Annotated in this window: 17 protein-coding genes and 1 pseudogene; 7 read left to right on the forward strand and 11 right to left on the reverse strand. The window is 70.8% G+C overall.

Annotation, left to right across the window (positions count from 1 at the left end):
• Nucleotides 1–10 precede the first annotated feature (10 nt).
• The 3 genes from ACFVWW_RS14860 to ACFVWW_RS14870 all read right to left on the reverse strand — a co-directional run bounded on the left by ACFVWW_RS14860 (nucleotide 11) and on the right by ACFVWW_RS14870 (nucleotide 3,820).
• Nucleotides 11–1,363 (reverse strand): extracellular solute-binding protein, encoded by a 1,353-nt coding sequence (locus ACFVWW_RS14860; RefSeq protein WP_386878213.1) that lies wholly within the window; start codon nucleotides 1,361–1,363, stop codon nucleotides 11–13.
• Between the two features lie 106 nt (nucleotides 1,364–1,469).
• Nucleotides 1,470–2,171, reverse strand: coding sequence for a response regulator (locus tag ACFVWW_RS14865; protein ID WP_386878214.1), 702 nt, complete (start codon nucleotides 2,169–2,171; stop codon nucleotides 1,470–1,472).
• The gene (locus ACFVWW_RS14870) at nucleotides 2,168–3,820 is read right to left on the reverse strand and encodes an ATP-binding protein (RefSeq protein ID WP_386878215.1); all 1,653 of its coding nucleotides are present in this window, start codon (nucleotides 3,818–3,820) and stop codon (nucleotides 2,168–2,170) included. Before ACFVWW_RS14870 ends, ACFVWW_RS14865 begins: the two co-directional genes overlap by 4 nt.
• A 136-nt stretch (nucleotides 3,821–3,956) precedes the next feature.
• Between ACFVWW_RS14870 and ACFVWW_RS14875 the strand changes: the two genes are divergently transcribed.
• On the forward strand, nucleotides 3,957–5,321 hold the full coding sequence (locus tag ACFVWW_RS14875) for a cation:dicarboxylate symporter family transporter (protein WP_386878216.1): 1,365 nt from the start codon (nucleotides 3,957–3,959) through the stop codon (nucleotides 5,319–5,321).
• A gap of 129 nt (nucleotides 5,322–5,450) precedes the next feature.
• Here the strand turns inward: ACFVWW_RS14875 and ACFVWW_RS14880 are convergent, their stop codons facing one another.
• A complete protein-coding gene (locus ACFVWW_RS14880) occupies nucleotides 5,451–6,242 on the reverse strand; it encodes an IclR family transcriptional regulator (RefSeq protein WP_386878217.1) in 792 nt (263 codons plus the stop codon).
• A 118-nt stretch (nucleotides 6,243–6,360) separates the two neighbouring features.
• Here ACFVWW_RS14880 and ACFVWW_RS14885 point away from each other — a divergent pair, with 118 nt between their 5' ends.
• Nucleotides 6,361–7,680 (forward strand): glucarate dehydratase family protein, encoded by a 1,320-nt coding sequence (locus ACFVWW_RS14885; protein ID WP_386878218.1) that lies wholly within the window; start codon nucleotides 6,361–6,363, stop codon nucleotides 7,678–7,680.
• A gap of 53 nt (nucleotides 7,681–7,733) precedes the next feature.
• Here ACFVWW_RS14885 and ACFVWW_RS14890 read toward each other — a convergent pair whose 3' ends face one another.
• Nucleotides 7,734–8,405 carry a DUF4870 domain-containing protein gene (locus tag ACFVWW_RS14890; RefSeq protein ID WP_386878219.1) on the reverse strand — a complete coding sequence of 224 codons (672 nt, stop codon included), beginning with the start codon at nucleotides 8,403–8,405 and terminating at the stop codon, nucleotides 7,734–7,736.
• Nucleotides 8,406–8,592: 187 nt separating this feature from the next.
• Nucleotides 8,593–9,459, reverse strand: coding sequence for a GyrI-like domain-containing protein (locus ACFVWW_RS14895; RefSeq protein WP_386878330.1), 867 nt, complete (start codon nucleotides 9,457–9,459; stop codon nucleotides 8,593–8,595).
• A gap of 134 nt (nucleotides 9,460–9,593) precedes the next feature.
• Between ACFVWW_RS14895 and ACFVWW_RS14900 the strand changes: the two genes are divergently transcribed.
• Nucleotides 9,594–10,025, forward strand: a complete 432-nt coding sequence (locus ACFVWW_RS14900) for a protein-tyrosine phosphatase family protein (protein ID WP_386878220.1) — start codon at nucleotides 9,594–9,596, stop codon at nucleotides 10,023–10,025.
• A 63-nt stretch (nucleotides 10,026–10,088) separates the two neighbouring features.
• On the opposite strand, the gene ACFVWW_RS14905 is transcribed toward ACFVWW_RS14900, so the two are convergent.
• Complete coding sequence (locus ACFVWW_RS14905; protein WP_384181755.1) at nucleotides 10,089–11,507, reverse strand: glycoside hydrolase family 16 protein; 1,419 nt, start codon at nucleotides 11,505–11,507, stop codon at nucleotides 10,089–10,091.
• 245 nt (nucleotides 11,508–11,752) lie between these two features.
• Nucleotides 11,753–13,453 (reverse strand): IPT/TIG domain-containing protein, encoded by a 1,701-nt coding sequence (locus ACFVWW_RS14910; protein WP_386878221.1) that lies wholly within the window; start codon nucleotides 13,451–13,453, stop codon nucleotides 11,753–11,755.
• Between the two features lie 392 nt (nucleotides 13,454–13,845).
• Here ACFVWW_RS14910 and ACFVWW_RS14915 point away from each other — a divergent pair.
• The 3 genes and pseudogenes from ACFVWW_RS14915 to ACFVWW_RS14925 all read left to right on the forward strand — a co-directional run.
• Nucleotides 13,846–14,262, forward strand: a pseudogene (locus ACFVWW_RS14915) (MerR family transcriptional regulator); the annotation flags it as partial.
• 77 nt (nucleotides 14,263–14,339) lie between these two features.
• The gene (gene trxA, locus ACFVWW_RS14920; protein WP_384181561.1) at nucleotides 14,340–14,672 is read left to right on the forward strand and encodes a thioredoxin; all 333 of its coding nucleotides are present in this window, start codon (nucleotides 14,340–14,342) and stop codon (nucleotides 14,670–14,672) included.
• A gap of 151 nt (nucleotides 14,673–14,823) precedes the next feature.
• The gene (locus tag ACFVWW_RS14925) at nucleotides 14,824–16,107 is read left to right on the forward strand and encodes a hypothetical protein (RefSeq protein ID WP_386878222.1); all 1,284 of its coding nucleotides are present in this window, start codon (nucleotides 14,824–14,826) and stop codon (nucleotides 16,105–16,107) included.
• Between the two features lie 162 nt (nucleotides 16,108–16,269).
• On the opposite strand, the gene ACFVWW_RS14930 is transcribed toward ACFVWW_RS14925, so the two are convergent.
• Nucleotides 16,270–16,542, reverse strand: coding sequence for a hypothetical protein (locus tag ACFVWW_RS14930; RefSeq protein WP_386878223.1), 273 nt, complete (start codon nucleotides 16,540–16,542; stop codon nucleotides 16,270–16,272).
• Between the two features lie 18 nt (nucleotides 16,543–16,560).
• Between ACFVWW_RS14930 and ACFVWW_RS14935 the strand changes: the two genes are divergently transcribed.
• Entirely contained in the window at nucleotides 16,561–18,597 is a 2,037-nt protein-coding gene (locus ACFVWW_RS14935; protein WP_384334529.1) for a HelD family protein, read from the forward strand.
• Between the two features lie 98 nt (nucleotides 18,598–18,695).
• On the opposite strand, the gene glgB is transcribed toward ACFVWW_RS14935, so the two are convergent.
• Entirely contained in the window at nucleotides 18,696–20,903 is a 2,208-nt protein-coding gene (glgB, locus tag ACFVWW_RS14940; RefSeq protein ID WP_386878331.1) for a 1,4-alpha-glucan branching enzyme, read from the reverse strand.
• Nucleotides 20,904–21,311: 408 nt separating this feature from the next.
• A complete protein-coding gene (locus tag ACFVWW_RS14945; RefSeq protein WP_384181569.1) occupies nucleotides 21,312–22,784 on the reverse strand; it encodes a phosphotransferase in 1,473 nt (490 codons plus the stop codon).
• Nucleotides 22,785–22,791 lie beyond the last annotated feature (7 nt).

The following is a 22,791-nucleotide window of genomic DNA, read 5'->3' on the forward strand; positions in this document are numbered from 1 at the left end:
TCCAGCGCGCTCACTTGCTGACGACCGCACCGTCGACGATGGTGTTCAGCTGGTCGTCGTAGTCCTTCGCCGCGTCCGCCGGAGACCCGTCACCCGTGGTGACCTTCTCCATCGCCTCACCGATCGCTGTCGACACCTGCGGATAGACCGGCAGCGCCGGGCGGTAGTGGGTGGCCGCGACCAGCCCGGTGAAGAACTCGATGCCCGGCATGGACTTCAGATAGCGGGGATCGGCCGCGACATCCTTGCGTACGGCGATCTGCGCGGCGACCACATCCCACTCGACAGCGTTGTCCTTCGTCTGCTGCGTGGTGATGAACTCCCAGGCGAGGTCCGGGTTCGCGGACTTCTGCGGGATCGCCCACGTCCAGCCGCCGGACATCGACACCTTGCCGGGCGCCTGCCCGTGCTGTGTGGGCATCGGGGCCTGCGCGAGATCCTTCGACCAGTCCGGCCACTCCTTGGGGCCCTTGTTGATCCAGTTCTGGCCCATCCACGAACCGTCCAGGGAGATGGCGAGCTTCCCCTCGGGGAAGAACTCCGTGGCGACGCGGGTGCCGATATTGGGGTCGAGGGCGTCGGAGACATCGGGGCCGAGCTTCTCCGCGTACACCGTCCGTACGAAGCCCAGCGCGTCCCGGAAACCCTGGCTGCCCGCCACCCACTTCTTGGCGGAGGGGTCGTAGAGGGGGTCCGCGCCGGTGCCGTACAGCAGCATCTCGAAGCCCTGCATCACCGCTGCCTCGCCGGGCCCCTTGCCGGTGTAGACATTCAGCGGGATGACACCGGGGACCTTCTCCTTGACGGTACGGGCCGCGTCCAGCACCTCGGCCCAGTTCTTGGGCTGCCAGTCGGCGGGCAGGCCCGCTTGGGCGAAGATCTTCTTGTTGAACCAGAGGCCGCGGGTGTCGGTGCCGTCGGGGATGCCGTACGTCTTGCTGTCGTCCGCCTTGGCCGCCGCCTTCGCCGTGTCGACGAACTGGTCCCAGGTGTCCCACGTCGCCAGATACTCGTCCAGCGGGCGCAGATAGCCGGCCTTGATGTCGGAATTGATGCGGAAGGTGTCCTCGTAGACCAGGTCAGGGGCGGTCTTCGGGGAGCGCATCATCTGCTGCGCCTTGGTGGCGTAGTCGTTGTCCGGGGCCTGGATCGGGATGAGCTCGACCTTCTTGCCCGGATGGGCCTTCTCGAACTGCTTCTTCACGGACTCCAGGTAGTTGTCCTTGAAGCGGATCTTGTTGTCCGTGGAGCGGTTGTAGGCGACCTTGATGGTGTCCGGATCACTGCCTGAACCGCCGCCGCACGCGGTGAGTGAACCGGCGGCGAGTACGGCGACGAGGATCAGCGGAGCGGTGGGGCGCACGGGCACGACCTCCTCATGAGCCGGTGAGGGCTGCCCGGCGACCGTAGGACTGGGCCGTTACCAAGGTCAATCCCCGTGCAGGACCCGGTCGTTGCCGGTCCCCGGATCAGCGGGTGGCGGAGATCCAGCGGTACTGCAGCTCCGGGCGCCCGATCTGCCCGTACTGCGGGCTGCGTTCCGCGCGCCCGTTGGAGACCAGGTGTTCCAGATAGCGGCGCGCGGTGATGCGGGAGATCCCGGTCCTGATTCCGGCCTCGGCGGCGGTGAGCCCGTCGGCGGACGCGCGCAGCGTACGGGTCACGGCCTCCAGCGTCGGAGCGCTCAGCCCCTTCGGCAGCGAGGCCGGATGGGGCGACCGGAGCGCGCCGAGCGCGCGGTCCACCTCGTCCTGGCCACTGGCCTCCCCGGCCGCCGCGCGGAACTCCGCGTACCGGACGAGCCGGTCCCGCAGGGTCGCGAAGGTGAAGGGCTTGAGGACGTACTGCACGACTCCGAGGGACACGCCTTCCCGCACCACGGCGAGATCGCGCGCCGAGGTGACGGCGATGACATCCGCCTGGTGTCCGCCGGCGCGCAGACTGCGCAGGAGCTGGAGACCGTGCCCGTCGGGGAGGTAGAGGTCGAGCAGGATGAGATCGATGTCCGTACGCTCCAGCAGCCGGCTCGCCTCCCCCCGCGAGTGGGCGACGCCCGCGACGGCGAACCCGGGCACCCGGGCCACGTACAGCTGATGGGCGTCGGCCGCGACCGGATCGTCCTCGACCACCAGCACCCGGATCGCCTGGCTCACGGGGCCGGTGGCGGTCACCGGGCCGCCTCGACGCCGTCGGCGTTGCGGGCACCGTCCGTGTCCTCGCGCGGCGCCACCACAGCGGCGTTCCGCGCGCCCAGCGGCAGCCGTACGGTGAACACCGCGCCGCCCTCCGCGCCCCGCGTCAGCTCCACCGTCCCGTGCGCGCGGTGCACGGCCTGCCGTACGAGCGCCAGCCCGAGCCCCCGTCCAGGACCCCTGGTCGACCAGCCGCGCCGGAACACCTCGTCCATGTCACCGGGATCGACCCCGGCCCCGGTGTCCCGCACGCCGAGCAGCAGTTCGCGGCCGTCCACGAGCGCGGTCACGGTGACCCGCGCGCCCTCGCCGCCCTGGGCCGCGTCCACGGCGTTGTCGATCAGATTGCCCAGGATGGTCACCAGGTCGCGCGCCGGCAGCGTCCGGGGCAGCACACCGTCGTCGATCCGGCTGTCCTCGGCGAGCACCAGCTCCACCCCGCGTTCGTTGGCCTGCGCCGCCTTCCCCAGCAGCAGCGCCGCGAGGACCGGCTCGCCGACGGCTCCGACCACCCGGTCCGTGAGCGCCTGGGCCAGCTCCAGCTCCGCCGTGGCGAACTCCACCGCCTGCTCCACCCGCCCCAGCTCGATCAGCGAGACCACCGTGTGCAGCCGGTTGGCCGCCTCATGAGCCTGTGAGCGCAGGGCCTGGGTGAAACCACGCTCGGAGTCCAACTCCCCGGACAGCGCCTGGAGTTCGGTGTGGTCGCGCAGGGTGATGACCGTACCGCGCCGCTCACCGCCGACCACCGGACTGGTGTTGACCACCACGATCCGGTCGGCGGTCATATGCACCTCGTCGACGCGCGGCTCCGGTGCGAGCAGCGCGTCGGTGAGCGGCGCGGGCAGCCCCAGCTCGGTGACGGGACGGCCCACCGCGGAGTCGTCGAGACCGAGCAGCTCCCGGCCGCCGTCGTTCATCAGCGCGATGCTGCGCCGACCGTCGAGCATCAGCAGCCCTTCGCGTACGGCATGCAGCGCGGCCTGGTGGTAGTCGTGCATCCGGCTCAGCTCGGCGGCGTTCATGCCATGGGTGTGCCGGCGCAGCCGGGCGTTGATGACGTACGTCCCCAGACCACCGAGCGCCAGCGCGGCCCCCGCCGCCAGGGCCAGTACCTTGACCTGCTGGGTCACCTCGGTGGAGATCCGGTCCACGGTGATACCGACGCTGATCAGACCGGTGACCCGGCCGCCGTCCCGCACCGGGGTGACGGCCCGCACGGACGCGCCGAGCGTGCCGGTGTACGTCTCGGTGAACGTACCGCCGCGCAGCGCCGGCGCCGTACGGCCCAGGAAGGGCATCCCTATCTGCCCCGGATCGGGGTGCGTCCAGCGGATGCCCTGCGGGTTCATGATCGTGATGAAGTCGACGCCGGTGTCCCGCCGCACCCGCTCCGCGTACGGCTGGAGCGTGGCCGTCGGGTCTGCCGTACGGATCGCCTCCCGTACAGAGGGCGAATCAGCCATCGTCCGCGCGGTGGCCAGAACTTGCTTGCGTGCGGTCTCGTCCGTGTGGGCACGACCTGTGACATAGGCGAAGACCGAACACCCCGCCACGACGGCCGCGACCAGTACGACCTGCATGGCGAAGAGCTGGGCGGCGAGACTGCGCGGACGGGGCAGGTGCATGAAGCAAGTCTGCATCGCCGCATTCATATGAACGAAATGAACACAAGGGTGACCGGCATCACATGCGTGGTGGATAGTCTCCGAGACCCCTCGGGACAGGGACGGGGGCATTGCAGGGACGAGTCAAGGAGGACCCGTGGCCGCAGCAAGGCGGGACCGTACCCACTATCTGTACATCGCGGTGATCGCAGCCGTAGCGCTCGGCATTCTGGTGGGCTTCGCGGCTCCCGGTGTCGCGGTGGAGCTGAAGCCGCTCGGTACCGGCTTCGTGAACCTCATCAAGATGATGATCTCGCCCGTGATCTTCTGCACGATCGTGCTGGGGGTCGGGTCGGTCAGGAAGGCCGCGAAGGTCGGAGCGGTCGGCGGGCTCGCCCTCGGCTACTTCATCGTGATGTCGACCGTCGCGCTGGCCATCGGCCTGGTCGTCGGCAACATCCTGGAGCCCGGCGCGGGCCTCCACCTCACGGACGCCACCCGCGGCGCGGGAGCGGCCCAGGCGGAAGGCGCGAGTGAATCCCTTCCCGACTTCCTGCTGAGCATCATTCCGCACACGATGGTGTCGGCGTTCACCGAGGGCTCGGTGCTCCAGACACTGCTGGTGGCGCTGCTGGCCGGCTTCGCGCTCCAGGCGATGGGCTCGGCGGGTGAGCCGGTGCTGCGGGGCATCGGGCACATCCAGCGCCTGGTCTTCCGCATCCTCGCCATGATCATGTGGGTCGCGCCGGTGGGTGCCTTCGGCGCCATCGCGGCCGTGGTCGGCGAGACGGGCCTCGACGCCCTGAAGTCGCTCGCGATCATCATGATCGGCTTCTATGTCACCTGCGCGCTGTTCGTCTTCGTCATGCTCGGCGCGCTGCTGAGGCTGGTCGCGGGCATCAACATCCTCTCGCTGCTGAAGTACCTGGGCCGCGAGTTCCTGCTGATCCTCTCCACCTCCTCCTCCGAGTCGGCGCTTCCCCGGCTCATCGCGAAGATGGAGCACCTGGGTGTGAGCAAGCCCGTCGTCGGCATCACCGTGCCGACCGGCTACTCCTTCAACCTGGACGGCACGGCCATCTATCTGACGATGGCCTCCCTCTTCATCGCCGAGGGCATGGGCGACCCGCTCTCCATCGGGGAGCAGATCTCGCTGCTCGTCTTCATGATCATCGCGTCCAAGGGCGCGGCGGGTGTCACCGGCGCGGGTCTGGCGACGCTGGCCGGCGGGCTCCAGTCGCACCGGCCCGAGCTGGTCGACGGCGTCGGCCTGATCGTCGGCATCGACCGCTTCATGAGCGAGGCGCGCGCCATGACGAACTTCGCGGGCAACGCGGTCGCCACGGTCCTGGTCGGTACCTGGACGAAGGAGATCGACAAGGCGCGGGTGGACCAGGTGCTGGCCGGCCAGATCCCGTTCGACGAGAAGACCCTGCTGGACGACGGCCACGGCGGTGACGCCGACGCACCGCAGGAGGTGCCGGCGCCGCGCGACGGAGAGAAGACCCAGGCCGGGGTCTGACCCCCCCTTACCCCGGCCCAGCGAGGACCGGCCCGCACGGAGGCGCTTCCGTGCGGGCCGGTCCGTTTTCCATGACCCATCCCCGCCCCGCGCGCACGCGTTCGCTCGGGTGTCCGCCGGGTGTCCGCGCTAGCGCCACCGCGGGGTCGGCCCGCCAGTGCGCGGTACGACCTCCTCGACCTTCGTCCTGATCTCCCGCATCACGGCGACGATCCGCCGTTCGTGCTCCTCGGTGAGCCGCGCCGTCGGCACCGAGCAGCTGATCGCGTCCGCGGCGGGTGTGTCGTACCGCAGTGCGAAGCCGAAGCCCGTGATGCCGGCGACGCCCTCCTCGCGGTCGATCGCGTAGCCCCGCTCCCGTACCTGTGCGAGGTCGGCGGCGAGCGACCTGCGGTCGGTGTGCGTGTTGGCGGTGAGCTGTTCCAACGGGTCTTCGGGCAGCGGCAGTTCCTCGGGATCGCGCTCCGCGAGCAGGGCCTTGCCGAGCGCCCCCGCGTGGGCCGGGAGCCGGCGGCCCACGCGGCTGAAGGTACGCAGGTACTCGTGCGACTCGCGGGTGGCGAGATAGACGACGTCACCGCCGTCCAGCCGGGCGAGGTGAATGGTCTCCCCGAGCGCGTCGGACGCCTCGTCGAGGTACGGGCGCGCGGCCTGGACGCGCGGGTCGCTGTCCAGGTAGCTGGTGCCGGTGAGCAGCGCCCGTATGCCGATCCCGTAGAGCGATCCGGTGTCGTCGGTGCGGACCCAGCCGCGGTCGATCAGGGTCTGGAGCAGCGCGTACATGCTGCTGCGCGGCACCCCCAGCTCCTCGGCGAGCTCCCGCAGCCGGGCGGGCCGGTCGGCCCGTGCCGCGAGGAGCTCCAGCAGCTCCGCGGTGCGGGCCGCCGACTTCACTTCGCGTACGCCCCCGGTGTCGGACATGCCTCAGATCGTAATCGGCGGCGCGCGCCGCGCGCGGGCGCGGGTATTGACGCTCCTCGTCCACGTCTCTAACCTCCATCTCCATACGTAGATATCATCTACATAGGGAGACGATGGCATGACGGCTCTCACGGCCGACGCGGCGACGACGGCGGATCTGACCATCACCGAGGTACGGCTCACCCCGATCCTTGTCGCCGACCCGCCGCTGCTCAACACCCAGGGCGTGCACCAGCCGTACACGCCCCGGCTGATCGTGGAGGTGGTCACGTCCGGCGGGGTGACGGGGATCGGGGAGACCTACGGCGATACGAAGTACCTGGAGCTGGCACGGCCGTTCGCCGAGCAGCTCCCCGGGCACAGCGTCACCGACCTGAACGGGCTGGTCACGCTGGCCGGCCAGGTCGCGGTGGACTCCGCCCGGGTGGACGACTCCGTCGACGTCGGCGGACTGCGCGGTGTGCAGACCGCCGACAAGCTGCGGCTCTCGGTCGTCTCCGGCTTCGAGGTGGCCTGCCTGGACGCCTGGGGCAAGGCCGTCGGGCTGCCCGTACACGCGCTGCTGGGCGGCAGGATCCGCGACCGGGTGGAGTACAGCGCGTACCTCTTCTATCGCTGGGCCGAGCACCCGGACGGCGCGGGCGAACCCGACGACTGGGGCGCCGCCGTGGACCCGGCCGGGATCGTCGCCCAGGCCGAACGGTTCGCCCGCGACTACGGCTTCACCTCCTTCAAGCTCAAGGGCGGTGTGTACGAGCCGGCGGAGGAGATCGCCGCCGTCCGGGCGCTGGCCGAGCGCTTCCCGGGACAGCCGCTGCGCCTGGACCCCAACGGCGCCTGGACCGTGCAGACGTCGCTGAAGGTGGCCGATGAGCTGCGCGGGGTCCTGGAGTATCTGGAGGACCCCACCAGCGGCACCCCGCGCATGGCCGAGGTCGCCGCCCGCGCCGGTGTCCCGCTGGCCACCAATATGTGCGTCACCACCTTCGCCGAGATCCGCGAGGCATTCACGCGCGGCGCGGTCCAGGTGGTGCTGAGCGACCACCACTACTGGGGCGGCCTGCGCAACACCCGCGAACTCGCCGCCATCTGCCGGGCCTTCGGGGTCGGCCTGTCCATGCACTCCAACACCCACCTCGGTATCAGCCTGGCCGCGATGACCCATGTCGCCGCGACCGTCCCCAACCTCGACTACGCCTGCGACAGCCACTACCCCTGGCAGACCGAGGACGTCATCACCGAGCGGCTCACCTTCACCGACGGCTGCCTGGACGTACCGGACGCCCCCGGGCTCGGCGTCGAACTCGACCGCGACCGGCTCGCCGTACTCCACCGGCGCTGGCTCGACGACGACGGCGCCCTGCGTGACCGCGACGACGCGGCCGCCATGCGCGTCGCCCACCCCGACTGGGTCACCCCCGCCGTCCCGCGCTGGTGACCCCGGGCGGCGGTGACGGTGACACTCGTACGAGGCGGCGGACCCGGAGGCGGTCAGCGCCCCGCGGGGGGCGCGTTCACGAACCGGATGCACGCGGGATAGCGGTGCCGCTCTCCCCGGCTGGCCGCGTCGGCCGCCATGACCTGCAGGATCAGACAGCCCACGAACAGCAGCAGACTCAGGACCATGCCGACGGCTCCCGCCGCCAGGGTGACGAGATAGCAGACGACCGCCGCGATCAGTGCGGTGAGCTGCCAGTTCAGAGCCTCACGGGCCTGGTCCCGCAGGTGCTCGGTCTTCGCCGTCGTCATCAGGATGAGAGGCGGAAGGCAGCAGAGCGGCCACATTAGCGGGAAGAGCAGCAGGGCGAGGAACGCCACCAGCAGCGGTGACCAGTGCGCCACCGCGGCGAGTGTCCGCTCACTCGCCCCGCCGCCCGACGGCGCAGCGCTCCCGGGCGCGTACCCCGGGGGAGTCGGCCCGTACCCGGGAGGAGTCGGCCCGTATCCGGGCACGACTCCGGGCGGCGGTGGCCCGTACCCCGGCGCGACTCCGGGCGGCGGTCCCGCAGGCGGCGGCGGCACCGCGCCGCCCCCGGGAACCGAGCGCGGTGCCTGTCCGGGCGCGGGCCCGTACTGCCGCTGGTAGCGGAAGAGCTGGCAGGGATGGCAGTCGCACGACTCGACGTCATGCGGGTGCCGGCCGGGGCTGGGTATCGCGTTCATGGCCCTCATCCCTCGTCACGAATCCACGTCACCGCCGAGCGGCTCGTCCCGCCCGCCCCGCGACACAGCGACGGAAGGCCCGACGAGCCCCGATTCACGCGCGTGCATCGTACAGCGCCCGTCCCTCAACAACCCTTCCTCGCAAGCTACTTGACCGGCAACGCGCGGGTTGGACGATGGCGTCCGTTCAGACCGCGGTCCGTTCCACGGGGATCCACAGTTCCGCGTCCGCCTGTGCCGCGTCCGGGGACAGGCGGGTGCGCAGGATCTCGGGGCCCGGCCTGCTGCGGTACGGGTTCGACGGGAACCACTGGGTGAACACGTCCCGCCACAGATACTGGAGCGCCTGCGGGAACGGCCCCGAGTTCTCGAAGACGGCCCACATGCCCGCCGGGACGGTGAGGGTGTCCAAGCCCTCGGGTGCGGCGGAACGGGTCACCACCCCGTGGTAGTAGTCGAGTTCGGTGCCCTCCGCCCGGCTGTCGGCGAGGTTGTCGCTCGCCGAGACGATCCCCTTCGGCTCCCCGTCGGACAGCTCCTCGATCTGCCGCAGTGTCTCCTGGCCGATGCCCCGGATGAACGAGGCGATGGCCGGGTTCATCCCCTCGTGGACGAGCGGGACACGAGCCTTCTTGCCCACCACACGGAACTCCTCCTTCTCCACAACCCGGTATCGCATGCTGCCACTCCCTTCGACGATGAGACGGAAGGACATCCGTGGCTGGGAGTGCAGAGCCGCACCGGTCCGCCTGGCCTCACCCGGACCGACGCCGTGCACGGCACGGAACGCGCGCGCGAACGCCTCGCCCGATCCGTAGCCGTAGCGCACCGCGACCGCCAGGAGCGTTCGCTCTCCGGCGAGCACCTCGGCGCCCGCGACGGTCAGCCGCCTGCGCCGGATGTACTCCGACAGCGGGATACCGGCCAGCGCGGAGAACAGCCGCCGCAGGTGGTACTCCGATGTCAGAGCGATCCGTGCCAGCTCGGCCACCTCGATCCGCTGATCGAGATGGCCCTCGATGTGCTCCATGGCCTGGTTCAGCCGCTCCAGCACCCCGGCCTCCTTCCCTTCGGTCACCGACACTAGGAAGAAGTCACCCTGCCGGACCCGACATTCTGTGCCCGCCCCGGTCGGGCCCACGAAGACCGACCGGACACCGCTGACCGGACACCGCCTAGGCTGAGCGGGTGACCGAGACCTGGAAGCCCACCGACCCGGGAGTGCTGCGCCTTCCCTCCGGACGCCTGGTCCGAGGCCGAGGGCTGCGCCGGCCGCTTCCGGCCGGTCCGGTGCCCACGTACGCCGTCCATCTCCTCGGCAAGCAGCCACCCGAGGTCCCCTGGGACGCCCAATGGCTGCGCTGGCCGGACTTCCGGCTGCCCAGCAGCCGTACGGACGCCCAGCGCATCCTCCGTGAGGCCTGGGCTCGCGCCGACGAGGAACGTGTCGAGTTCGCCTGCGGCGGCGGCCGTGGACGTACCGGCACCGCGCTGGCCTGCCTCGCCGTCCTGGACGGAGTGCCGGCCGGCGAGGCGGTGGAGTTCGTACGGCAGCACTACGACCGCCACGCCGTGGAAACGCCCTGGCAGCGGCGGTACGTGCTGCGCTTCGCCGACTGACGGGCGGCGTCCTGAATCCCGCCGGGCCCCCATGGGTTCCCGGCGGGAAGCGACGGCCGCGCGTCAGCTGAACGGGATACGGACCACCGACTGGTTGCCGATGCCGAGGGTGCCGGCGCCGTTGCCGATGGCGTTCCAGACCTCGACACGTACCTTGCCGTTGACCAGATTGCCGTGCGATCCGGTGGCCGAATTCAGCCCCTTCGCCTGGGTGTAGTGCTCATAGCCGGCGACGGGGTCGGTCGCGAAGTACCCGTACGTCTCCGTCCGGTCCCAGGTCCCGTCGCCCGTACGGTCGTAACTCACCCTGACCTGTTGCCCGTTGCCGACCGTCGTGCCTGAGTCCACGAAGAGGTCGAACTGCGTCGAGCCGCCGTTGTACGTCCGGGTGATCCCGCTGGAGGTGAACACCTGCGGGCTGTGCGGGGAGCCGTCGTAGTTGGCGCCGCCCGCCGAGGCCACGGTGGCTGTCGCGGCCGAGCCCGCGGAGTCGCCGAGTCCGGCGCCGGTGCGTGCGTACAGCTGCGAGGAGCCCGACGGCGGGGGGTCGGTGGGCGGGTCCGTCGGCGGGTCCGTCGGCGTCGAACCGCCGCCGCGGGTCCAGACGGCCACATAGTCGACGAGCATGGGGTGGCCGGGAACGGTCGCGGCGGTCGGGGTCGGGCCTCCCAACGCGTCGGGGAACGCGCCGCCGATCGCCACGTTGAGCAGGATGAAGTACCCGGCGTGGTCGGTCATATTGGCCCAGGTGCCGGCGTCGACCCTGTCCTGGCGCACGGTGTGGAAGAGCTGGTCGTCCACGTACCAGCGCAGCTCGTTCGGGGTGACGGAGCGGTCCCACTCGAACCGGTAGGTGTGGAAGGCGGACTGGCAACTCGCCCCGGGGCAGGCGCGGTTGGCGCCGATGCCGGTGGTCTCGTTACAGGGGCCGCCCGGGTTCACGCCGCAGTGCAGCACGCCCCAGACCGAGTTGATGCCGTTGACGTTCTCCATGATGTCGAACTCGCCCGTGCCCGGCCAGTTCCAGTAGTTGCCGCGGTACGGCGAGCCGAGGGCCCAGAAGGCGGGCCAGTAGCCGAGCGCGGCGCTTCCCGTCACGTTCGGCATCTGGATACGGCCCTCGATGCGGAGGGTGCCGCCCGTCGGAGCCTTGAAGTCGGCGCGCCGGGTCTCGACCCGCGCCGAGGTCCAGTTGCCCCCGCCGTCCCTGAGGGGGGTGATGCGGAGATTGCCGTTGCCGTCGAGGCTCAGGTTGTCGGGGCTCGCGGTGTAGTTCTGGATCTCGCCGGTGCCCCAGTTGCCGGGTCCGCCGGGGTAGCCGTGGCCGGTGTCGGTCTGCCAGTTGGCGGACGACGGCGGGGTGCGGTCGGCGCCGTTGAAGTCGTCGCTCCACTGCAGGTTCCAGCCGGGCGCGGGCGGTACGGCGCCGCGCGCGGTGCCGGCGCCCGTGACGCCGATGAAGCCGGCCAGGGCGACGGTCATCGCGAGGACCGCGGTGAGGAGGGGCGTACGTCTGATGCGGCTCGTTCTCAAGGAAGGACCTCCGGTGCGAAGCGTGCAGAGGAAGGATTGAGAGCGCTCTCAGTACGTCTTGTAGTGGCGCGGGAAGGGGGCGTCAATGGGCTGCGGCGCGTTAACTTCCCGAAAGATCGAGGGCGGGTCCGCCGACGCCCCCGCGCCGGCACCCCCACCGGGCGCGGGGGTGTCGGCGCGGGGGGTGGGGGCCGTCAGGTGTACCTGTAGGGGCTGGGGGCGGTGGCACTTCCCCCGCCGCCGGTGACGGTCACGTTGACCGCTCCGGTGGAGTGGGCCGGAGCGGTGGCGAAGATCCGGGTGTCGGACGCGATGCTGAACGAGGCGGTGGTGGCGCCGAAGGTCACGGTGGTCGCGCCGGACAGGTTGGTGCCGTTGATCGTGACGCTGGTGCCTCCCGCCGCCGGGCCGGTGGCCGGGGTGCAGCCGGTGACGGACGGCGGGTTGAGGTAGGTGTAGTTGGCGTTGCCCACGATGCCACCGACGGTGGTGATGACGACGGGGGCGGTGCCGGCCACCGTGGGGGGTGTGGCGACGGTGAGCAGGCTGTCGGAGACCACGGTCGGGGTGACGGTCGTGGTCCCGATGGTCATCTTGGTGACGGTGGCCAGGTTGAAGCCGTTGACGCTGACGGTGGTGCCGCCCGCGGCCGGTCCGGAGGCGGGCACGAGCGAACCGATGCGGGGCGGGGGGATGTAGTAGAAGGGGACGGGGTTGCTGGTGCCACCGGGCGTGGTGACGGTGACATCGACGACGCCCTGGCCGGCCGGCGAGATGACGCTGATCTCGAAGTCGCTGATGACCACGATGTGGGTGGCCAGTCGGGTACCGAAGCGGACCGCGGTGGTCCCGGTCAGATGGGTGCCGATGATGGTCACCAGCGTTCCGCCGCCGGTGGGGCCCTGGTTGGGGAGGAGGCCGGTGAGCCCGGCCAGGACGCTGACCGATGTGTTGCCATGGTTGGTCGCGTAGAGCGTCCGGCCGTCCGGCGAGGCCGCCAGGAAGTGGGGCACGTTCAGTCCGCCGTAGCTGCTGAGGACCGTGTTGGTGGTGGTGCTGAGGGCGCGTACGGTGCCGTCGCCGTTGTTGGTGACGTAAGCGAGCCTTCCGCTGTTCGTCATCGTGACCATGAAGGGCAGGGTGAAGCCCGGGATGGACGCGATGACCGCGTTGGTCGCCAGGTTGACGACGTCCACGGTGTTGCCACCGTAGTTGGGTACGTACAGGCGCGTCCCGTCCGGGGTGATGGCCGGTACCCGGGGGAACAGGAAGCCGGTGAGAACGGCGTTGACGGTATTCGTGACGGTGTCGATCACGCTGATCGCGTTCGAGCCCTCCTCGCTCACGTAGACGCGCTGCCCGTTGGGGGCGATCGTAATGTTCCGAGGCCCGACGCCCACGGGGATGGTCGCGATGTCCGTGCGGGTCGCGGTGTCGATCACACGCACTTCGTTCTGGGCCTGGCAGGCCACGTAGACGCGGCTGTTGTCGGGAGTGACGGCCAGCCCGACCGGGTTGGCCGTGCCGAGGTCGATGGTGGCGACGAGCGTGTTGGACGCGGTAGCGATCACGCTGACCGTGTTGCCGCCGTAGTTCGCCACGTAGACGAGCTGTCCGTCGGACGTGATCGCGGCGCCCCAGGGCCCGATGCCGACACCGATCGTGGCGCTGACCGCCCTGGTGGCTGTGCTGATCACCTTCACGCTGGCCTCACCGTAGTTGGTGACATAGGCCCGCAGTCCGTCCGGTGTGATGGCCATCCCCACCGGCCCCGCGCCCACCGGCAGGGTGATCGCCGCCATCGGCGTCAGTGCCTCCCGCCGGTCTCTCGATATCCCCGTACCGATGATCGGCGGCCGTGGTCGTTCCAGCTGCTGTCCGGGTGAAGTGTTCATTTCCAGCTCCCTTCGGCCGCGCCCACAGGCGCGTCGGTGCGGCAGGCGATCCCGCCGTGGGGGAGGGAAGGCCCGTGGATCCGCGGTGTACCGCGCAGCCCCCGGGAGGGAGAGTCGGTCATACCGGTTCGGATGAGACTCAGTAACCCAATGGAAATAATTTCATGACAAGTACGGAGGTATTAATCCGCTCGTGTGGCGGAGCGCGCGAGGTGCTGCGCTCAGGGGGGTGGTACGGCCCCGCGAAGGCCATGCCCGTACGGGCGCCCCGCGGCAATACGGGTGTGACGGGAGCGCAACCGGTACGCGGCCCGGTATCCGTGGGGCGCACTCGACCGGGCGGCATCGGGCAGCTTGCCTTGACCTCGGCGTCAAGGATTACGGTCGGGGACATGCGAATCGGCGAGCTGGCGGAGCGGGCCGGGACGACCACCCGCACTCTGCGTTATTACGAGTCCCGTGGTCTCCTGCCCGCCCGGCGGGCGGTGAACGGCTATCGCACGTACGACGAGAACGATCTGCGGCTCCTCCAGCAGATCAGGACCCTTCAGGACGTCGGGTTCGACCTCGAGGAGACGCGGCCGTTCGTCGAGTGCCTGCGCGCCGGGCATCCGGCGGGGGACTCCTGCCCTGCCTCGCTCGCCGTCTATCGCCGCAAGCTCACCGAGCTGGACGGTCTGATCGACCAGCTCCAGTCGGTCCGCGCCCAGGTCGGGGCGCAGCTCGCGCGGGCCGAAGAGGCGCGCACCGGGCCGGCGGCCGGCGCGGACGCGCTGGGCGGTCCTGAACCGCGGTGCGAGCTGACGGGGACGCTGACGGGCGGGCTGACGGGCGCGCTGAATCACGGCGGTTACGAGAGCGACGAAAGCTATGGAGGCGTAAAGAAATGATCACGATAGAGGGCGTCGACGCGGTCACCGACGCGGACTTCGACGACGCGGTACTGAATTCCGGGCTGCCGGTCCTGGTGGAGTTCACCGCCGACTGGTGCGGTCCGTGCCGACAGCTCGCACCGGTCCTGAGCGCCCTGGCCGCGGAGGAGGCCGGCCGGATCAAGATCGTGCAGCTCGATGTGGACAGCAACCCGGAGATCACGGCGCGGTACGGCGTACTCGCGATGCCCACGCTCCTGGTGTTCCGCGAGGGCGAACCGGTGAAATCGATGGTCGGCGCACGCCCCAAGCGCAAGCTGCTCCAGGAACTGGCAGAGGTGCTGTGAGCTCCTCTGCCGACCCCCGGGCCCGGAGCCGCAGACCCCGGGGGAAGTGACGACACACCCATCATGACAGGTCAGAGGCTGTTTTCGTAGGACGAACGGCACAGGTCACCAGGCTTGTCCGGCCTTCTCCGAGGCACCCAGAATCTCCGTCATGAATCACTCCGGAAAAGTCGATCAGGACGACATCATGCGGGCGCGGAATGTCCTGCTCGCATCGGGACGCCGCACTCCACGTGAGGAAGTCGACGCCTACCGGGTGCTCGCCCAGGTCAGTCCTGCCGCCTACCTGCCGCGCCTGGCCAAGGCCCTGCAGCGGCTGAGTTACGACTCCGGCTCCGGCCAACGGCATCCGGCCTGTCTCGCGCTGCGCGAGGAGGCGGTGGCCGCGGCGCGGGCCATCGATCCGGCCGAACCCGCCCGTGCGGATCTTCTGTACGAGGCACTCGACACGTGCCAGAGAGAGCTGTACACCCTGGGTCGACGCGCCGAAGGGCTCGCCATGCGCGCCGAGATGCTCTCCATCGGCCGTGCGCAGGCCGAACTGTCCGGAGGCCCCGCGGTCAAGGGGCTGTGTGACTGGGCTGCCGGTCTCTCCGAGGAAGGCCGGTATGCCGAGGCTGCTGATGCCCTGACCGAGTGGGTCGCTGCGATCCTGCCCGACGGGCCCGGCGAGGGGAGTCTCGCCTGGTCACTCCTTGAGTGGATCGCCGCTCTCGATGACGCCGGCCGGTCCGGCGAAGCACTCGCCGCGTTCGAGACACTCGTCAGCATGGAAGCGGTCGAGGCCACGAACGACCGCGGCCCGATGGCCTGCCACCTCTACTCGCTGATCGGGTACGCGCAGATGCTCGACACCTGTGGCCGAGGAGAACAGGCGGCCGCCGTACGGCAAGAGGCGCTCGCCTTGCTGACGGAGCTGGCCGCCACCGGTGAGCGCAAGTCCTGGAGCGGCTATCAGGCGTCCTACTGGGCCGTTCTGTTGTCCTGCTCCGGCGCCGACAGCGAGCGACCGACGGCCGGCGGGCCGCGTCCGCCTTCGGGGGCGACGCCCATGCAGTGGTCCCCCGATGCGAAGCGGCGCTACTTCGACAGCCGTATCACTCTGCGCGAAGAAGTGGACGCCCTTGCTCCGCGAGCCGCCGAAGATCCGGACCGGCACCTGGCCGAACTGGTCCGGCTGCACCGGGTACTCACCGTCCGCTCCGCTGTCTACTGGAAGCACCGCACCCATCTGTTCGCGGAGCAAGTGCGCTCCCTGTTCGATGACGGGGTGGGCCTGGCCCGCCGGCTGTACCAGCACCACCCGGTATGCGGAGCCCCAGTACTGGCCCAGGTCCTGACGGACCGATCGACCTTCCACACCGCCGTCGGCGAGTTCGGGCCCGCCCTCGATGACTTCCGCCAAGCCCTGAGCTATCTGGGGGAGGCCGGCTGACGCGAGCTCTCCGTCGCGCGGAGAACGTGCGCACAAAAATACCCCGATCCGAATTGGCGGTCGGGGTGTTTCTCTGCGTATATTGGGGGTTTCCATGTCTGGCGTGAATGAAGACATGGAACCAGGTCGCTGAAGGCAGCATATCGAACAGGGGCTGAATTGTCAAACGAGGAATTGCAGAACGAGCAGCAATTCGTCTCCCTTCTCTATGGGCGTCTCGACGCTCTCCGGGAGCAGGCCGAGGACGCCGTGCGGGCGTCGATCGGGCAGGTCAACACCGTGCGGCAGGCTCGGGTCGAGCGTGATATCAGCGTGGCTGAGCAGTCCGGCCTGGTGTCCTCGTTGAATGCCGTGGAGTCCGGGCTGTGTTTCGGCCGGATTGACCTCGGGGCCGGCGAAACAAGTGACGGCGAAACCGGCGGCGGCACGACCCATCACATCGGGCGTATCGGAATGCGGCGGGACGATCCGGAACGCACTCCTCTGCTGATCGACTGGCGGGCCCCGGTGGCGCGGCCCTTTTATCTCGCTACCGGATATTCCCCGATGGGGCTGCGCCGGCGCCGGCACATCACCACCGAGGAGCGCCGTGTCACCGCGCTGCATGACGAGATCATGGATCTCACCGACACCACCCGCACCGGGTACGAGGACCCGGACGGCGACGCCGTCCTGCTCTCCGCGCTGAACTCCGCGCGTACCGGCCGGATGAGCGACATCGTGCAGACCATCCAGGCCGAGCAGGACCGCGTCATCCGCGCACCGCACCGCGGGGTCCTGGTCGTCGAGGGTGGTCCCGGCACCGGGAAGACCGCGGTGGCGCTGCACCGCGCGGCGTATCTGCTCTACGCCTACCGTGAGCAGCTGGCCCGCCGCGCCGTGCTGATCGTCGGCCCCAACCCCGCCTTCCTCGGCTACATCGGTGAGGTGCTGCCCTCACTCGGTGAGACCGGGGTGCTGCTGGCGACGACCGCCGAACTGTTCCCCGGCGTACGGGCCACCGGGACCGACACCCCGCACGCCGCCGAGGTCAAGGGCCGGGCGGAGATGGCCCAGGTGCTGGCCGCGGAGCTGCGCGACCTGCAGACCCTTCCCGACCCCGTCCTGGAGATCGCGCACGAGGACCACGGCACGCTGCTGCTCGACCGCGCTACGGCGTACGAGGCGAGGCAGCGCGCCCGCGACACCGGGCTGCCGCACAACCAGGCCCGGCCGGCCTTCGCCTTCCGGGTCATCGACGCGCTCACCGAGCAGCTCGCGGACCGGATCGGCGCGGACCCGCTCGGCGGGCCGAACCTCCTCGACGCCGCCGACATCGCCCAGCTCGGCAAGGAGATCGCCACCAGCCCCGACGTGCAGGCCGCCATCGACACGCTGTGGCCGAGCCTCACCCCGCAGCAGCTCGTCGGCGGGTTCCTGGAGGAGCCCGGGCGGCTCGGCGCGCGCGACGCCGCCGCCGTACGGCGTCCGGTGCCCCGGACCGGCGCCGACGCCAGGACCGACTGGACCCCGGCCGATGTGCCGCTGCTCGACGAGGCGGCCGAACTGCTCGGTGAGGACGACACCGAGGCCCGCGCCGCCGCCGCGCGGGAGCGGCAGGAGCGGATCGCCTACGCACAGGGCGTACTGGAGCTGTCGTACGGCTCCCGTACCCAGGAGTTCGAGGACGAGCAGGAGTCGGAGGTCCTCGCCGCGCACGACATCATCGACGCCGAGCGGTTCGCCGACCGGCACGAGGAGACCGACACCCGCAGCGCCGCGGAGCGGGCCGCCGCCGACCGCACCTGGGCCTTCGGCCATATCGTCGTGGACGAGGCCCAGGAGCTGTCCGCCATGGCCTGGCGGCTGCTGATGCGCCGCTGCCCGAGCCGCTCCATGACCCTGGTCGGCGACCCGGCCCAGACCGGGGACGCGGCGGGCTGCGACTCCTGGCAGCAGATCCTGGAGCCGTACGTCGGGGAGCGCTGGGAGCTGGCGAAGCTCGGCGTCAACTACCGCACGCCCACCGAGATCATGGCGGTCGCGGCCGAGGTGCGCAGGATGGCGGACCCGCTGTTCGAGCCGCCGGAGTCCGTACGCTCGACGGGCACCGGGCCGCTCGTACGGGTGGTGGAGCCGGCCGCTCTCGCCCGTACGGCCGCCGGACTGGCGACCGAGCACCCGGGCGAAGGACGGCTCGCGGTGATCGCCCCGGCCGCGCTGCTGCCCGCCCTCGCGACCGAACTGCCCGACGCCTCCTGGGGCGCCACGCCCGATCTGACCCGTCCGGTGGTCCTGCTCGACGCCCGGCAGGCCAAGGGGCTCGAGTTCGACACGGTGATCGTCGTCGACCCGGAGGGAATTCTCGACGGCTCGCCGCGCGGCACCAATGATCTGTACGTCGCGCTGACCCGGGCGACCCAGCGGCTCGGGATCGTACGCGACTCCGAAGTCCCGTCCCGGCTGGCGTCGTTGGACCCCACCGACTCGGCGCTCAACACGGCACGGTGAAAGGGCCGTGACGGCGCCGAAAGCGCCGAAAGCGCCGTGACAGCGCGGTGGCCCCGCCGGAGCGGATCCGGCGGGGCCAGCGCATATATGAGGGTACGTCAGGAAGGCCGCAGCCAGACCGTCGCCAGTGGCGGCAGTGTCAGCTGGATGCTCGCGGGACGGCCGTGCGTGCCCACCGACTCGGGCTTCAGCGGCTCGGTGTTGAGCACATCGCTGCCGCCGTAGCGCGCCTCGTCCGTATTGAGGACCTCGGTCCAGGCCGCGAACTCCTCGGGGACACCGAGGCGGTACTGATGGCGGACCACCGGCGAGAAGTGGGAGACCGCCAGCAGGGGGGAACCCGCCGCGTCGAAGCGCAGGAACGCGAAGACGTTGTCCTCACCGGCGTCGCCGTCCACCCACGAGAAGCCCTCGGGCACGGTGTCCCGCTGCCAGAGCGCGGGCGTCGAGCCGTAGACCGTGTTGAGATCGCGGACGAGATCCCGCACACCCCGGTGATCCGCCTCCGCCCCGTACGACGGGTCGAGCACCCACCAGTCCGGGCCGTGGCTCTCCGACCACTCGGCTCCCTGGGCGAACTCCTGTCCCATGAAGAGCAGTTGCTTGCCGGGATGCGCCCACATGAAGCCGAGATACGCACGTGCGTTGGCGCGCTGCTGCCACCAGTCGCCGGGCATCTTGGAGACCAGCGAGCGCTTGCCGTGCACGACCTCGTCGTGCGAGATCGGCAGGACGTAGTTCTCGCTGTACGCGTAGACCATGGAGAAGGTCATCTCACCGTGGTGGTACTTACGGTGGACCGGCTCCTTGGCGACGTAGTCCAGCGAGTCGTGCATCCACCCCATGTTCCACTTCAGCCCGAAGCCCAGCCCGCCGAAGCCGTCGGGGCCGACTTCGTGCGTGGCGCGGGTGACGCCGTTCCAGGCGGTGGACTCCTCGGCGACGGTCACCACACCGGGGCAGCGGCGGTAGACGGTGGCGTTCATCTCCTGCAGGAACGCGACGGCGTCCAGATTCTCGCGGCCGCCGCGCTCGTTCGGCGACCACTGGCCTTCCTCGCGGGAGTAGTCGAGGTACAGCATCGAGGCGACCGCGTCGACGCGCAGCCCGTCGATATGGAACTCCTCGCACCAGTACACGGCGTTGGCGACCAGGAAGTTACGGACCTCCGTACGGCCGTAGTCGAACTCCAGCGTGCCCCAGTCGGGGTGCTCGGCCCGCTGCGGGTCGCTGGGCTCGTACAGCGGACGGCCGTCGAACTGCGCCAGCGCCCAGTCGTCCTTCGGGAAGTGCGCGGGCACCCAGTCGACGAGCACGCCGATGCCGGCGCGGTGCAGGGCGTCCACGAGATACCGGAAGTCGTCCGGGGTGCCCATCCGGGACGTCGGCGCGTAGAAGCCGGTGACCTGATAGCCCCAGGAGCCGCCGAAGGGATGCTCCGCGACCGGCATCAGCTCGACATGGGTGAAGCCCAGATCCTTGACATAGGCGGGCAGCTGGGAAGCGAGCTGACGGTACGTCAGGCCGGGCCGCCAGGAGGCCAGATGGATCTCGTAGACGGAGAACGGCGCCTCGTGCACGGGGCGGTCGGCGCGGTGCGCCATCCATTCCTCGTCGTGCCACACATGGTGCGACTCGGTCACGATGGAGGCGGTCGCCGGCGGCACCTCGGTGCGCCGGGCCATCGGGTCGGCGCGCAGCGTGTGCGACCCGTCGGGCCGGGTGATGTCGAACTTGTAGAGCGCGCCCTCGCCGATCCCCGGCACGAACAGCTCCCACACGCCGGTGGAGCCGAGCGAGCGCATCGGGAGGCTCGTACCGTCCCAGTAGGTGAAGTCGCCGGAGACCCGCACCCCCCGGGCATTGGGCGCCCATACGGTGAAGCGGGTGCCGGTCACGTTCTGGTGGATCATGGGCTGGGCGCCGAGGGCCTTCCACAGCTCCTCGTGCCGGCCCTCGCCGATCAGATGTAGATCGAGATCCCCGAGGGCGGGCAGGAAGCGGTACGGGTCCTGGATCTCCAGCTCGTCGGGCTCCGCGTCGTCGTCGCCGTAGCGGACGAGCAGCGAGTACTCCGGCACGGCGCGCAGCGGCAGGACACCGGAGAAGAGGCCGTCCCCGTCATCGTTCAGCTCGGCCCGCATCTCCTTGGCGACGACGGTCACGGCGCGCGCGTACGGCCGCAGCGCGCGGAAGAGCACTCCGTCCTCCGTCGGGTGCGCGCCCAGCAGCGCGTGCGGATCGTGGTGCGAACCGGTGAGCAGCCGCTCCCGGTCGCCGTCGTCCAGCGGCCGCGCGGCCCGCACCCCGCGGTCGCCCGCGTCCTTGCGCGGCTTGGGGGCCGTGGGAGACGCGGGGGCGGCGCCGCCCTTGGCGGGCTGGGGGCGCTTGCGGCGCGCGGACTGCTTCCCCGCGGCCGGGGCGGGGACCGGGGCCGGGAGGGAGGTGATGGGGTGCTCTGGCTCGGACGGGCTGTCGGACGGCGGGCGGGCGGTCACGGGAGCTGCCTCCTCGGCGGGCTTGGGTACGGGACGGTCGGATGCGGATGCGGATGCGGTTGGGGACGCGGTTGGGGATGCGGTGGGGGACAGGGACGGGGTGGTGTCGGGACCGGAGTGGCGCCGGGGGCGGGACGGCGGGGATGCGGCCCGTGGGACGTCAGAGGCAGTACGGGACCGGTGCCCGCGGCCCCCGGCGCGGCGGCCGCCCCGCCGTCAGGCGTCGCCCGCCAGCCGGCGGATCGCCGCCATCGGGACCGGCAGCCAGTCGGGGCGGTGCCTCGCCTCGTACAGGACCTCGTAGACCGCCTTGTCCGTCTCGTACGCCCGCAGCAGCTCGGGTTCCGCGCGCGGGTCGATGCCGGAGGACAGGGCGTATCCCTCGCAGTACGCCGCCCGGCAGCGCGCCGCCCAGTCCGGGCGCCACGGCTCGTGGGAGCGGGCCGCGTAGTCGAAGGAACGGAGCATGCCCGCGACATCGCGGACCGGTGGCTGAGGGCGGCGCCGCTCGGCCAGCGGCCTGGCCGGCTCGCCCTCGAAGTCGATGACCGACCATCTGCCGTCCGGAGTCCGCAGGGCCTGCCCGAGGTGCAGATCGCCGTGGACGCGCTGGGCCGGCCTGCCGCGCCCCGCCTCGTCGAGCCTGGCGAGCGCGCCGAAGGCGGTGCGCAGCCCGGGGACGTACTGCCGCAGGGTCGGCACCGCCTGCGCCGCCGCCTCCAGGCGCTCGGACATCCCGCTCGCCAGCTGCGCGGTCTGCCGGCGGCCCAGGGTCACCGTCGGCAGGGCGGCGGCGAGCGCGGTGTGCACCTCGGCGGTGGCCCGGCCCAGGGCGCGGGCCTCCGTGGTGAACTCGCGGCCGCCCGCCAGCGCCGCCAGCGCCAGCTGCCAGCCGTCCTGGGAGCCGCGCAGATAGGGCTGGAGCACGCCGAGGGTGAGAGAGTCCCCGCTGCCCGACGGGTCGGCCGCCTCGAACCACCCCACGGGCGCGGGCACCCGGTCGCAGCCTTCCGCCGCCAGGGCCAGCGGCAGCTCCAGATCCGGATGCGGGCCGGGGAAGACCCGGCGGAGGATCTTCAGAATGTAGGCGTCCCCGTAGACCAGGGAGGAGTTCGACTGCTCGGCGCCGAGGAGCCGGCCGGTGAGCCCGGCCGGGATCGCACCCGCCCGGTCGAACCGCAGCGGCCCCAGCGCGCCGGGGTTGCGCAATCGTTCCAGCAGAAGGTCGGCGAGGCGTGGATCGTGCAGTCCCTCGTAGACGGTACGGCCGGTCAGCGGCCCCTGCGTCGCATGGCCGATCAGCGCGGACGCGAGATACGGCGGCAGCGCCTTCCGCACCCCGAGCAGCAGCTGATAGCAGTCTCCGGCCGACGGCGCCACCGAGGGGGTGGAAGACGGGATCGACGGCGGCGGCCCGGAGGCACCCCGCTGCTCGACCCGTACGAGCAGATGCAGCAGACCCGGACCCCCCGGTTCCATGGGCAGCAGCTCGGTGACCGCCACCGGCACGAAACCGGTGATCTGCCGGCCCTTGCCCGCGAACCAGCGCTGGCGGGGCAGCCAGTCATGGAGCAGCGGCGCGAGCGAGCCGGCCAGCGCTCTCGCGTCGGCGGGTGACACGGCGGGCGAGGCGGCGGGCGAGGCGGCGGCGAGGAACGGGGTAGTCCGGGTGGATGCAGCCTTCGACATGGCATCG

Source organism: Streptomyces sp. NPDC058198 (genome assembly GCF_042882605.1).
Classification (GTDB): Bacteria; Actinomycetota; Actinomycetes; order Streptomycetales; family Streptomycetaceae; genus Streptomyces.